This window comes from Thermodesulfovibrio hydrogeniphilus (assembly GCF_054657355.1).
Genome location: NZ_BAAHYW010000001.1, coordinates 1,917,238 through 1,929,248, shown reverse-complemented (window position 1 = coordinate 1,929,248; position 12,011 = coordinate 1,917,238). Strand labels below are relative to the sequence as shown.

14 protein-coding genes are annotated in these 12,011 nt (G+C 37.4%); 9 read left to right on the top strand and 5 right to left on the bottom strand.

The window, feature by feature from the left end; genetic code table 11:
• Position 1 precedes the first annotated feature (1 nt).
• On the bottom strand, positions 2-271 hold the full coding sequence (locus tag ACYQ3P_RS09745; protein WP_460177702.1) for a transposase: 270 nt from the start codon (positions 269-271) through the stop codon (positions 2-4).
• 944 nt (positions 272-1,215) lie between these two features.
• On the bottom strand, positions 1,216-1,374 hold the full coding sequence (locus tag ACYQ3P_RS09740) for a hypothetical protein (protein WP_460177701.1): 159 nt from the start codon (positions 1,372-1,374) through the stop codon (positions 1,216-1,218).
• Between the two features lie 298 nt (positions 1,375-1,672).
• On the opposite strand from ACYQ3P_RS09740, the gene ACYQ3P_RS09735 reads away from it, so the two are divergent.
• Genes ACYQ3P_RS09735 through ACYQ3P_RS09720 form a run of 4 tightly spaced genes read left to right on the top strand, consistent with a single transcriptional unit; the run spans position 1,673 to position 4,442 of the window.
• Complete coding sequence (locus ACYQ3P_RS09735) at positions 1,673-3,214, top strand: hypothetical protein (protein WP_460177700.1); 1,542 nt, start codon at positions 1,673-1,675, stop codon at positions 3,212-3,214.
• Positions 3,215-3,240: 26 nt separating this feature from the next.
• Positions 3,241-3,648, top strand: a complete 408-nt coding sequence (locus ACYQ3P_RS09730) for a hypothetical protein (protein WP_460177699.1) — start codon at positions 3,241-3,243, stop codon at positions 3,646-3,648.
• Positions 3,641-4,189 (top strand): hypothetical protein, encoded by a 549-nt coding sequence (locus ACYQ3P_RS09725; RefSeq protein WP_460177698.1) that lies wholly within the window; start codon positions 3,641-3,643, stop codon positions 4,187-4,189. The genes ACYQ3P_RS09730 and ACYQ3P_RS09725 overlap by 8 nt, the downstream gene beginning before the upstream one ends.
• Positions 4,190-4,193: 4 nt before the next feature.
• On the top strand, positions 4,194-4,442 hold the full coding sequence (locus ACYQ3P_RS09720) for a hypothetical protein (RefSeq protein ID WP_460177697.1): 249 nt from the start codon (positions 4,194-4,196) through the stop codon (positions 4,440-4,442).
• Between the two features lie 522 nt (positions 4,443-4,964).
• On the opposite strand, the gene ACYQ3P_RS09715 is transcribed toward ACYQ3P_RS09720, so the two are convergent.
• A complete protein-coding gene (locus tag ACYQ3P_RS09715) occupies positions 4,965-5,420 on the bottom strand; it encodes an IS1634 family transposase (RefSeq protein ID WP_460177696.1) in 456 nt (151 codons plus the stop codon).
• Here ACYQ3P_RS09715 and ACYQ3P_RS09710 point away from each other — a divergent pair.
• Both ACYQ3P_RS09710 and ACYQ3P_RS09705 read left to right on the top strand, forming a co-directional pair.
• Complete coding sequence (locus ACYQ3P_RS09710; RefSeq protein WP_460177695.1) at positions 5,406-6,191, top strand: nucleotidyl transferase AbiEii/AbiGii toxin family protein; 786 nt, start codon at positions 5,406-5,408, stop codon at positions 6,189-6,191. The two genes, ACYQ3P_RS09715 and ACYQ3P_RS09710, sit on opposite strands and share 15 nt — an antisense overlap.
• A 7-nt stretch (positions 6,192-6,198) precedes the next feature.
• Positions 6,199-6,693 (top strand): hypothetical protein, encoded by a 495-nt coding sequence (locus ACYQ3P_RS09705; RefSeq protein ID WP_460177694.1) that lies wholly within the window; start codon positions 6,199-6,201, stop codon positions 6,691-6,693.
• A gap of 82 nt (positions 6,694-6,775) precedes the next feature.
• On the opposite strand, the gene ACYQ3P_RS09700 is transcribed toward ACYQ3P_RS09705, so the two are convergent.
• On the bottom strand, positions 6,776-7,861 hold the full coding sequence (locus ACYQ3P_RS09700) for an IS3 family transposase (protein ID WP_460177693.1): 1,086 nt from the start codon (positions 7,859-7,861) through the stop codon (positions 6,776-6,778).
• A gap of 23 nt (positions 7,862-7,884) precedes the next feature.
• On the opposite strand from ACYQ3P_RS09700, the gene ACYQ3P_RS09695 reads away from it, so the two are divergent.
• From ACYQ3P_RS09695 to ACYQ3P_RS09685, 3 genes are all read left to right on the top strand, one after another.
• Positions 7,885-8,679: an IS1634 family transposase gene (locus ACYQ3P_RS09695; RefSeq protein WP_460177692.1), complete on the top strand. Its 795-nt coding sequence runs from the start codon at positions 7,885-7,887 to the stop codon at positions 8,677-8,679.
• A gap of 44 nt (positions 8,680-8,723) precedes the next feature.
• Complete coding sequence (locus ACYQ3P_RS09690; protein WP_460178075.1) at positions 8,724-10,268, top strand: IS1634 family transposase; 1,545 nt, start codon at positions 8,724-8,726, stop codon at positions 10,266-10,268.
• A gap of 80 nt (positions 10,269-10,348) precedes the next feature.
• The gene (locus ACYQ3P_RS09685) at positions 10,349-10,492 is read left to right on the top strand and encodes a hypothetical protein (protein ID WP_460177691.1); all 144 of its coding nucleotides are present in this window, start codon (positions 10,349-10,351) and stop codon (positions 10,490-10,492) included.
• Positions 10,493-10,514: 22 nt separating this feature from the next.
• On the opposite strand, the gene ACYQ3P_RS09680 is transcribed toward ACYQ3P_RS09685, so the two are convergent.
• On the bottom strand, positions 10,515-11,744 hold the full coding sequence (locus ACYQ3P_RS09680) for a transglycosylase SLT domain-containing protein (RefSeq protein ID WP_460177690.1): 1,230 nt from the start codon (positions 11,742-11,744) through the stop codon (positions 10,515-10,517).
• Between the last annotated feature and the right edge of the window lie 267 nt (positions 11,745-12,011).

Genomic DNA, 12,011 nt, shown 5'->3' with positions numbered 1-12,011 from the left:
GTCAGAAGTTTTTTTTAACAATGTCTCTGAGCACCTGTATTTCAAGTTCTTTTTCAGCAAGGATTCTTTTTAGTCTTAAGTTTTCATCTTCAAGTGCTTTAAGTCTTTTAGCCTCACTGGATGACATGCCTTTGAATTTCTGTCTCCATTTGTCAAAGGTACTTCTTGCGATAGAGTATTTACGGCAGACCTCTGCAATGGAACTTCCTGGAAGTTCTGCTTCAGATAGAATCTGAATGATTTTTTCAACAGGGTATTTTGTCTGTTTCATAATAAATTCCTCCTTCATAGGTTATGTTCATCTTAGATTATATTCGTATTTTTGTTGTTCCAAAAAATGGGGTGCAGGTCAGTTAAATGATTACTTGAAAAAAATATCTGCATATAGACAAGACCCTAATGTCCAGTGTAATGCCTGCACAATATCAAATTTGTGAAATTCAAGGCTTATTAAGTTCTCTTCTCCTGTGAAAATACTAATAAATAGTATTTCTGTAGGAGATAAATTATCATTTAAATCTTATAGTATCTTGATTATTTAGGATACTGTCAACCCCCTCGTATTAGATCATAGAAAGTGTCTCCGAAATTAGGTTGGTTAGATCAAAATGAAATGTCTCCCAAATGGTATGTAGAAAGCTATGGGAAAAGAGAAGGATGGGCTTACATTTCTGCTTTTAATCCATTGTATTCTACACATAATCTTTCTTCTAAGAGGGTATCACGATTAACAAAAGACATGGTTCTAATGAGATTTGTAAAGGATAGAGAGAGCTATGAGGAAGAGAATAAAGGCAAGAAGGGGATCTCTGAGAACATAGCGTATGCATTTTGTCACTGTGAGCCTCTCTATGAGGCGAGGCAGTCTCTTACTCCCCCGCATGTCACTGCGAGGCCACGAAGTGGCCGTGGCAGTCTCAAAGACCAACGGAATGAGATTGCTTCGTCGCTTACGCTCCTCGCAATGACTGAAGAGGGAGCAAAGGAGAGATTGCTTCGCTGACACTCGCAATGACAGGGGAGAGGAGAGGTTCTAATTGCAAGAATAGAGCGGAACGAAGAGAGATGATCAGATTAGTAAATGAGATAACAAGAGAGGAGGAAAATATAGACAGTTAGAGAGAAATCGGATAGTTAAATATAGGTTAGAGAGCATGTAGACTAATCTGTAGATAATAACTCATTGATTTACAGCGGTTTTTACGTTTATTGCGATTAAGTTTGGTATCTGTTCATGTGTAGTATAGGCATAAGTCCTTCAAGAAGCTGGGATTTAATCTTCTTTGCTGACTTCTGATATTTTTTTGCATTTTCGTTGATGATTGCCTTTCTGTTACTCATGTTGTATACTCCATTTGGTATCAAGGCAATCATCTTGGAAACCTTCTGTAGGTAAAATTAATTTGTGAATAAGGGGTTTTACAGGATGATTGCCTTTTTTGTCAATTTTGAGGAAACAATCCCTTTTCGAAGAGATTTTTTTGAAGAAAGGCGGGGGGGGTTGTCGATTTAAAAAATTTTTTTTATAATTATGCATGAGATCGAAATTTCTGATTGAGGTTAACAGATATTCCTTCTCTGTATCTTTCCTGAGAGGTTATCTCCAGAGACTGATTGGATCTCAAGTAGACTTAGAAAGCTATAAAAACTTAAGACAATAGGGGTAATCCGAATGAGGGTAACATCCACTTTTAAGTGGCTGGTAACTCTTTTTCTCCTTTTTCTCCCCTTAGTCGCTGATGGTTATCTATCTTATGCTGCTCAAATCGACGAAAGGCGAATTAAAAATCACAGTTACCATTTTTCATCACTAAACAGCACCGTAACCCTGGTGGATGGAAAATACTCGGATCCGAATCTGGCTGAGGTGAGGTTACTAAGTTACACTGTGAGACCTCCGTCGTTACAGAGATATGAAACACTTCCCGATGTGGCTATTATCTTTGAGATAGTCAGAGAGGGTAAGAAATATCATGAGATCCTCGGATTAGTAAGCACAGAAAATCAATTATTACAGACCAATTCAATTATCATCGAAACGATTTTGCAGTCTAACTTGCCTGTAAAAGCCGTTAGTGATATGTATATGTATATGTCTACTGGCGATCATGACATTCGACCAAGGGGGTTAACTTCCTGTGTTAATGTGATTTTGAGACTCGACTCTGGTGTGGAGAGCTTGTGTTTCTTACTTTCAAAATCAAAGGATCCACCCTCTTATATACTGAGGTACGAGGTGCCTAAGATCGTGAAAAAACCAGCTCTCTATCTCTATCCACTCACGGAAACAATGGTAAGTGTAAAACTCCGTCCGCTCGGACATCTTACAGAGACCATTCCCGATTACAGGAATGAATGGAAGGTTAGAGTAAGTGCTGAGGGTTTGATAGAGAGAAGATACAGATATCTGTTCTACGAGGTTTCCCTTTGGTATCCAGTTGAGGCTCCTGATGAGGGCTGGTGCGTAAAGTACGAAAACCTCAAAGCTTGGTTAACGAAAAAATTACCCTCTTTAGGCCTCAAGGATTGGGAGGTAAGAGACTTTGTAGATTACTGGTTGAAAAATCTTAAGAGAGTTGAATACTACATCATAAAACCTCTCTCCCAGGAATGGATTAACACCAATCTGAGCGTGGAGATTGATCCCAAACCAGACACCTTTATCCGTGTTATTCTCCTCTTTATACCTTCCAATAAACCTGTAAACCTAAAAGAACCGATTATCTCCCCACTAAAAAGAAAGGGGTTCACTGCTGTTGAATGGGGCGGAATTGTAGGGGCAAATTCAAGCTATGTCTCTGAAGACGGGACTGCTGACTCAACTTACAGTCGTGCAGATATTTACGACACTCGTAAGATTGGGCTAATTCCTCTGAGAGGAGTAACTATACAGAGAGATTCTATCAGAATCAGAGTCAGCAGTGGTGGCTGTACGGATACGAAACATGTGAGAGCTTCAGTAAAGGTTAATACTCCGGACTGGACAAAGATTCCAGTGTGTGAGATAGGATTCTATCGGATCATGCCAGATAATTGCAAGGCAAATTTTCCTGATGGTGTTTTTTTAGAATACGACATGGTCCATGACCTTGGAATTAAAAGTCCATGTATGGTAAGAATTCTCAATCCTGTGCTCGTGGAAGGCGTTGTCAAATCTGCACAATCTGAAAAAAAACGGCTGCTGATTACAAAATCACCCTCAAAAAGGCACTAATTGAAGCCACCATCAAGGCCATTCAGATGGAGCTTGATCAGGAGAGAAAGTCATTAAAGGCGATTAGGGATGAAAAAATTCAATTTCTTAAGAGAGAACTCAACCGGTTAGAGAATATAAAACCTGAGGATTACATATTAGAGGGACATGGGGAGAGAGAGACTTTTGACTTTACATACGGTCCATTAATACCGCCAGAGGAGAGAACTGTAGAGGCTCTAATCAATAGAGACTTAGCAATTGGATCATTGCTGAGCGTTCCCACCATGAGAAAATCTGGACCCTTTTATCGAGTGGCAGGCATTTTCAAGAGTAATTTTGACAGCATGGAACTTGCAGTCCGCAAAGTGAAAATATACCTGGTGTATAAACGTGATTATTTTGGCTTCATACCAAGCTACTATGTTTTTGTTGAGAGAATCCTTGATGAGTAACTGGCTAACTCATTCAATTGTAGGCCTCTTTATTTTTACCTTAACCTCTCATTCCCTTGGAGGGGTTGATAGAGTGAGTGTTAAGCTTGTCAGGAACTATTCATATTTTCTCAAGTTCTCTCAATCAACGGTGAAACTTGTTGATGGCCTTTACAGGAGACTCAATTATCCCGATGATGTTCTGATTGTCAGACTAATGAGATTTCTCTTAGTAGATCTGAATGGGGATAAAAGAAGGGATGCCGTAGTAATCCTCTCCCAGAGCGGCGGCGGCAGTGGAACTTTCTATGAAATTACCGCACTTCTTACAAAGAACGGTGAAGTCTATCAGACCGACTCCTTTGTAATCGGAGATCGAATCAGTGTAGAAAAATTTAAGATCCTTAAAAACCATGAATATCCACGGATTCTACTAGAAGTTCATAATTGGTCACCCGATGAGGTCTTTCTCCGTAAGACTGAGTTCTGCTTTACCTTAGTAAAAACTTTAAATCCACATCAGCCCTTTCAGTTGGTTGAGTGTGGCTTAGAAGGGAGGTGAGGTAGTGAGTAAGTTTTTGCGAATTTTTATTGTTGCGGCTGCAATGCTAACCCTCATGGCTGATGGTGCTTGGGGGGAGGAATCGAAGGAGAATTCGCAAGATTCAGCTTCAAAGGACTGTTGGGAAGAATACTATGAGTGTGGAACAAAAAAGGATTGCCGTGATGTGGAGATCAAGCCTGGATATGTAACTAGAGTGTGTGCAGAGGTACCGATTAGATGCAAAAAAATAGTTTGCAAAGAAAAAAAGTGAGGTGAATGATGATGATTAAAAAATCTATTCTTTTAATTCTGCTTATTCTAACCCTGACAGCTCTCTCATCTAAAGAGGTCCAAGAGGGATGGATGGTGTTCAAGGACTCCTCATCGACCATTCTCTATGTTAGCGAAGGGGTGAACTGTACGCCATGGAATTTGCAGGTTGATGGATGTTATGAAAGAGTCTGTTGCTGTGACAGTAATGGTCAACATTTCTGCGAAAGATGCTGTCCCGATCAATCTGGCAAATGCATTGCAGTGAGAGTAAAGTGCTAGGCAGAGGATGACAGCAATGAACAGACTCAGCATGCCTCATCTCATGGTAATTCTTATCCTACTTTCTTGAGTATTTGTAACTCCAGATCCTGCTATTTCTGATCCTGGTAGGCCCGGGGTTCGAGAGAAACCTATTCCAGGTCAACGACCTGGCGAGACGTGTTATGAAATAATCTACGTGTGTGATGTCGAAGAGGTGTGCGAAAAGTTACCTGTTAGGGGCGAAATAGTAGAGGTTTGCTCAGAGGTAAAGAAGCTGTGTACAGAGGTTATATGCAGCAGAAGTGAATAAAATCAGCTGAAGAGTTGACCATGAGAGACTCTTGCCCTCAAAAATGTTTCCAGAAAATATGTCATAACCTATAGGCTTTCCTTCAGCATCTATCAACAACCCAAGCACTACCTGTACCTCCGATGCCTTCCCATCTTTACTATACCCAAACTTCCTCAATAAATCCTCATCCTTGCTCTCAAAATAAAAAGTCGTTACATCATAAAACACTACATCTACTGTCATGTTAAATAATGTCCTGTTACGCTCAAATAAATACTCCTCTATGTCCTCCTTTATTTCCGCTAAATCATCTAATGCCCTGTATAGATGATTTAAGTCTAATTTAAAAAAATTGATGTACTTAGCATAACTCTCATACATGCCAAGTTTGCTCTGTGGTTCAAGTATATGCTTGCAGGCCATATAAAAGACTACCTTACTTATGTCAAACTTTCTCCTTTTATTCCTAAACCTACTAAAAAGAGTAGGAGATTTACAAAAGATATAGATCTCTGTGTTGACCCCTCAATCCCTGTGCATCAAATACAGCAACAGGTAAAGGGTTTTATAAAGTCAGCACTAAAAGACAATCCAGTCGCTGAAAAAACTGTTATAACTGAACCAAAGCAAACAGAGACTACGTTAAAGTGGAAAATCTGTGGAACCATTGCAGGGACTCCAAATGAAAAAGTCGAACTGACTGTTGAGGTATTTAGGCATAGTATACCACCAAGGGATTTTATTACAGCAGTTACTTTCATCCCACCCATTGAATACAACCTATCCCCAATATTGGTAGAAAGCTATTCGTTAGAGGCGTTAATGCTATCTAAAATGTTATCTTTGTTATCAGACACGAGGCAAGCGATAAGGGATGTGTATGATGTATTCCTATTAGTTAACATAGGGGTTGATGTGAATAAACAAATAATTGCATCGTATTTAAAACAAAACAACATAAGCAAAGATGATGCACTGAAAAAAATATGGCAAAAGATGAGTAGTTTTACCTATGAAAGGGCTATAAATGAATTATTGCCTTTTTTACCAAAAGCAGAATATATTAGACTTGATGAGACATTTTATGCCCAAATGCGAGCAACCGTAATAGAGCATTTACAGGGGACGATAGAAGATTGTTATAAGGGTATACTATCTGACAGTAGTTTTAGTCCAGTAAGTATAATACTTTAAGCAAAATATGATGCTTTCGTGGCAGGATAAATTAGAAATGGAGTTAACCGGTCACAATAAAATGCGTATTCTTACAACCCCTACGATTATCAGATGGGCTAATTACATTGCAAATAAAAAAAGCCCATTATCGAATAATACTGTTCATCTTTGGATAAAAAGAATGGTAGCAATGGATAAGCTTGAACAGGTGACTAAAGGCGTGTACATCAATGCAATGACAACCCCTATTGTACTACCACAAGAAGCTGCACAGTATATAAGAAAAGGAGCGATTGTTAGTCTCCACTCTTCTTTAATCAACATCTTAAACAATCCAACGAGGATTGTCTTTGCTATTTTGCCGCTCATCAATGGCAAGGCTAATACTGGAACAGTAGAATCGAAGGTAGGCACATTTAGATTTTTATCTATGCCTAAAAGTCTTCTATACGCTGGTTTGGAAAAAGATAGATTGCAAGAAAATAGATTTTGTAAAATAGCAACACCAGAAAAAGCCTGATATGCCCCCATTTTTTGGAACAGAATAAATACGAACATATAGCCTTTCATAAAATATGCACCCAAATACTGGAACAACATATTTACGAACTATTACTAAAGACCTCCGAAGGCATCTTGTTGCAGATACCGCTATGAGGTCTTTCTGTATTATAGAACTTCCTGTACTCATCTATCACCTTTCTTGCTTGCATTAGAGTCTCAAACAGGTTTCTACTAAGGCATTCCTCCCTGAGCTTACCATTGAAGCTTTCCAGAGCTCCATTTTGCCATGGACTTGCTTTTTCAATAAACTCATGCCTTATGCCATATCTCTGGATAAACTTCTCAAAAATAATGCTTCTGAACTCAGAACCCTGGTCAGTCCTGATAACCCTCGGTATCCCATAAACATTGATACATCTTTCAATAACCTCTATAACCATATTAGCAGTAATGCTAAAACCTACCTCAATACCAACACAAAACCTGCTCATAAGGTCTTCAATCGTCATTATCTTAATAAGTCTTCTGTCTGTAAGACTGTCAAAAAGAAAATCTATAGCCCAGACATGATTGCAAAACCGGGGCTGTGTAAGAGGCATATGAACAGAAATCAGTCTTTTATTTTTACGAGGTTTTTGCCTCTGAAGATTAAGTGTTTTATAGATTCTGTAGACTTTTTTATGATTGACATGGTGACCAGCTCTTTTTATAACCATATGAATTCGTCTGTAGCCATAGAATGTATATTTAAAGGCTATATCTTTTATCATTTCTGTAAGAGCCATATCTTTTTCAGCCTTACAAGAAGAGTAATAAAGGGTACTGAGTGGTATTTCAAGTATCTCAGCTGTTTTTCTTACATTTATACCGCTTTGAATCATATGTTTAGCAATCACTCTCCTTTCGTTTATTGTCAGAAGTTTTTTTTTAACAATGTCTCTGAGCACCTGTATTTCAAGTTCTTTTTCAGCAAGGATTCTTTTTAGTCTTAAGTTTTCATCTTCAAGTGCTTTAAGTCTTTTAGCCTCACTGGATGACATGCCTTTGAATTTCTGTCTCCATTTGTCAAAGGTACTTCTTGCGATAGAGTATTTACGGCAGACCTCTGCAATGGAACTTCCTGGAAGTTCTGCTTCAGATAGAATCTGAATGATTTTTTCAACAGGGTATTTTGTCTGTTTCATAATAAATTCCTCCTTCATAGGTTATGTTCATCTTAGATTATATTCGTATTTTTGTTGTTCCAAAAAATGGGGTGCAGGTCATCTATATAAGTGAAGAGGAAGGGGTAAAGAGCAGATATGTACTATGTGGGTCTGAATACAGAGAAAGCCATGACAGGGAGACATTGGAAAGTATACTTAAAAGGGGCAGGGAGGCATTGGAAAAAGTAAGGCAGATGATAGAAAGAGGAAAGCTAAGAGACAGGGAGAAAATACTGAGGAGGGCGCAGAGGAAACTGACAAAAAGTGGAGCTGAGAATTATTATGATTTCAGATACGAAGAAGGCAGATTTCAGATAATAGCAAAGCAAGAAGCTATAAAGAAGGCATATGATATGTGTGGGAAGTATATTTTGCAGACGACATTAATAAAGGAAGAAGATGAAGAAATAGAGAGGCAGTATAAGGAATTACAGACAGTGGAGGATGCATTCAAGCAGTTAAAGGATTTTGTAGAGATAAGACCGATATATCATTATAAAGACAGGAGAGTAAGGACGCATATATTTTTATGTGTGGTAGCCCAGACAGTGTTAAACAGGCTAATGGATGAGTTGAAGGAGAAAGGATGGTTAAGGGAGAGCAAAGAAAACAGTCTGAAGAAGTGTTTGGACAAATTTTATGAGATAGGGATAGGAGGTTTTGAGATAGAGGGGGAGAAAATAAGGATTATGAGCAAAGCTAAGGAGGAACATAAAAAGATACTTAGAATATTGGGAGTAGGGGATAAGATTTTCAGAACTTACGAAAGTGCGAGAGAATTTTGTAGGCTAATCTAAAAATTATAACTCATTGATTTTAAAATTTTTTTATTCAAAAGTTGATGAAGTGGGGCTTCAGTCTTGGCAAGTTAGATGATTTTATCAATACTGCATCATTTAGGAAACTTGCTGAGATGGTCATAGAGCATCAGGACAAGAACAAAGAACTCAGTTCATCCATATCAGAGGGTCAGTTGCGTAGATATGGGCATATGGTGCTAAAGAAGCTATTGGACAAATTCAAGCTGGATGAATATTTTTCTCAAATAAGGGTAAAGGGCAAAAGAGAGTTTGACTTAGGGAAGGCAGTATTTTATATGGTATCGAGGCATTTGATGGAGTCAGACAGCAAGCTTGGCATGTATGAAAGCAGAGCCAGCTACATTGGACAACAAGATTTGGGATTTAATCATCTTTACAGGGCATTGGATGTATTGGCAGACAAGAAAGAAGATATAGAGGTATATTTATTTGAGCAGAACAAGAATTTATTTAATATGACAGTGGATGTAGTTTTTTATGATGTAACGACCATTTATTTTGAGAGTCAGAATGAGGATGTGATAAGGAAGTATGGATTTAGCAAAGATGGCAAAATAAACAGGGTACAGATAGTTTTAGGATTATTAGTGGACAAAGAAGGCAGACCGATAGGATATGATTTATTCAGTGGGAACACATTTGATGTCAAAACCCTTAAGCCTGTGTTAGAGAGGATGAAGAAGAGATTTAGTATAGACAAAGTGATAGTGGTAGCTGACAGAGGGATAAATAGCAAACTCAATCTTTTAAGCTTAAGGGAGCTTGGATATGGCTACATAGTGGCAATGAGATTAAAGGGCATAGGTAAAGAACTTTTGGATGAAGTTTTCAAAGATGAAGGCTACAGAGAGATTATACATTCTGATGAAATATTCAAATACAAAAGCATTCCCTATATTCATAAAATCAAAAATGAAGATGGTTTAGTGCATGAGATACAGGACACAGTAGTGATAAGCTATTCATCAAAGAGGGCTCAGAAAGATGCTTATGACAGAGAAAGGTTGATAGAGAAAGCGATAAAGATGCTTGAGGAGCCAACAAGCATAACGGCAGCGAACAAAAGAGGAGGCAAAAGATATATTACCTCAAAGGATCAAATAAATTGGCAGTTGGATATAGACAGAATCAAGGAGGATGAAAGATTTGATGGGTACTATGCGATACAGAGCTCTGAGAAGTGGCTGACTGCTGAGCAAGTGCTTGAGGCATATCATAATCTGTGGAAGATAGAGGAAAGTTTCAGAATAATGAAAAGCACCCTTCAGGTAAGGCCAATATTTCACTGGACAGAGAGAAGGATAAGAGGACATTTTGTAGTATGTTTTATGTCTTTTTTGCTAATGAGGACACTACAGCAGTTACTTAAGGGAAGTGGAAAAGACAATATAGCAGCTGACAGAATCAGGGATGCATTGAGGGATATGGTAGTGACAGAGGTCAAAATAGCGGAAAGAGATTACTATATAAGGCATAAACTCAGTGAAATACAGAAACTTATTATGAGGAAACTCAAAGCAAAAATTCCAGAGAATCTTACTGCAGCAGAAGACTTTTCCATATAAACATTTCCGATAAATTTTCTTCACAGAAGAGTTGATGTACAAAAAATGAGGATTTTAAAAATAAGAATGTTTATTTTTCAATGAGTTACAAAAATCAACTGATAAAGTCAGGAAAAGACAATAAAGAACAAGCCCAAAAATATTATGATACTCTTGTTAATAAATATCCTGCTTCACCATTTACAGCTTTGGTAAAAACTTCTCCAGAGCAAAAAGAAAAATAAGCTTTTTTACTTTTTGACTTTTTTACTTTTTGACTTTTTTATTTGATACTTTTTTAACTGAAGAACTCTTATCTTTCTTTGTTGATTTTTTCTTTGAAGATTTGGCTTTTTTGCTTATTTTCTTCTCATAATAAATGTCTTCTTTTGAAAGGGTGTATTTATCATGGGGTGGGAGCATTATTTTAGTTCCTGGAGTTAAATTTTTAAAAACTTCTGTGCCGTTCATTTCATACAATACATGAGTTGCAAGTTTTGTTTTTTTTGCAATTTTGTTTATAGTGTCTCCCTTTTGAACAACATAAGTGTCATAGCTGAATCTTTTTTCTGCTGGAATATTTTCAAGATTTTTCAAAAATACTTCCTTTTTTTCTTTGGGAATTCGTATTTTGTATTCTTTCACATTCATAGGAGTGCACCACTTTTTAAGCTCAGGATTAAGTTTTTTGATTGTATCCAAGTCAGTCTCTGCACATTTAGCAATAATATCCAAATCTGTAGGCGATGGAATAATTACTTCATCAAACTCTAAAGGTTCATGCATATCAATACTATCAAAACCAAAGTTTTCAGGTTGTTTTGCGATTGTAATTGCAGCAATGAATTTTGGAACATAATTTTGAGTTTCTCTTGGGATGTATCTTGTATTTAGAAGAGACCAATAATCATTTTCGCCAATTCTATTAACTGCTTTGTATATCCTTCCTTCACCAGCATTGTATGCTGCAAGAGCCAAAGACCAATCTCCAAACATTTTGTAAAGGTCTTTAAGATAATTTGCAGCTGCAATTGTAGATTTTATTGGATCCTTTCTTTCATCCCTCCACCAATCAACCACAAGTCCGTATCGCTTAGCTGTGCTTTCTATAAACTGCCAAGGTCCTACAGCTTTTGCAGGAGATTTTGCATTAACATTAAATCCACTTTCTATTAAAGGAAGGTAAACTAAATCCTCTGGCAATCCTTTTTCTACAAGTATTTCTTTCATTTTTTCTATATACTTACCTGAACGAGAAAGCCATATAGAAAACTTATCCCTTAATCTTTCTGAAAATAAATCAATATGCTTTTGAATTTTTGTTACTAAATTCTCTTTAGTCTCAGGTAAAAGCTTAAAATTATCATTACCAGAGAATATAACTTCACTTTTTTCATCTTGTTTTAATGAAGGTATATCAGTTTCATTTTCAGCCCTGATAATTGTAGGAGATAGTAACCAGATGAGCAATAGGAATACTACAGCGAGTTTTTTCATAACTATATTTTATAACTTAAAATTGCCTAATTTTTCAACCTAAAAACAACCACCCAAAAATAGCGATAGAAACCCAATAATTGATAAAACCATCTGAAAATTAAGTATTTTTTGCTGTCATTGCGAGCATTACCGATTATTTTTTTCCGTCATTGCGAACATCCGAAGGATGCGAAGCAATCTCTTTGAAGGGGAGAAGGCAAGATTGCTTCCTCCTCGCTTCGCTCGCAATTACGAGGAGGGAGGACGCAATGACGGAGAAAAGGA

Excerpts from the sequence above, each read along its gene's own strand:
- ACYQ3P_RS09745 (WP_460177702.1), bottom strand. The coding sequence starts at position 271 with ATGAAACAGACAAAATACCCTGTTGAAAAAATCATTCAGATTCTATCT.
- ACYQ3P_RS09740 (WP_460177701.1), bottom strand. The coding sequence starts at position 1,374 with ATGATTGCCTTGATACCAAATGGAGTATACAACATGAGTAACAGAAAG.
- ACYQ3P_RS09735 (WP_460177700.1), top strand. The coding sequence starts at position 1,673 with ATGAGGGTAACATCCACTTTTAAGTGGCTGGTAACTCTTTTTCTCCTT.
- ACYQ3P_RS09730 (WP_460177699.1), top strand. The coding sequence starts at position 3,241 with ATGGAGCTTGATCAGGAGAGAAAGTCATTAAAGGCGATTAGGGATGAA.
- ACYQ3P_RS09725 (WP_460177698.1), top strand. The coding sequence starts at position 3,641 with ATGAGTAACTGGCTAACTCATTCAATTGTAGGCCTCTTTATTTTTACC.
- ACYQ3P_RS09710 (WP_460177695.1), top strand. The coding sequence starts at position 5,406 with ATGCTTGCAGGCCATATAAAAGACTACCTTACTTATGTCAAACTTTCT.
- ACYQ3P_RS09715 (WP_460177696.1), bottom strand. The coding sequence starts at position 5,420 with ATGGCCTGCAAGCATATACTTGAACCACAGAGCAAACTTGGCATGTAT.
- ACYQ3P_RS09705 (WP_460177694.1), top strand. The coding sequence starts at position 6,199 with ATGATGCTTTCGTGGCAGGATAAATTAGAAATGGAGTTAACCGGTCAC.
- ACYQ3P_RS09700 (WP_460177693.1), bottom strand. The coding sequence starts at position 7,861 with ATGAAACAGACAAAATACCCTGTTGAAAAAATCATTCAGATTCTATCT.
- ACYQ3P_RS09695 (WP_460177692.1), top strand. The coding sequence starts at position 7,885 with ATGTTCATCTTAGATTATATTCGTATTTTTGTTGTTCCAAAAAATGGG.
- ACYQ3P_RS09690 (WP_460178075.1), top strand. The coding sequence starts at position 8,724 with ATGAAGTGGGGCTTCAGTCTTGGCAAGTTAGATGATTTTATCAATACT.
- ACYQ3P_RS09685 (WP_460177691.1), top strand. The coding sequence starts at position 10,349 with ATGAGTTACAAAAATCAACTGATAAAGTCAGGAAAAGACAATAAAGAA.
- ACYQ3P_RS09680 (WP_460177690.1), bottom strand. The coding sequence starts at position 11,744 with ATGAAAAAACTCGCTGTAGTATTCCTATTGCTCATCTGGTTACTATCT.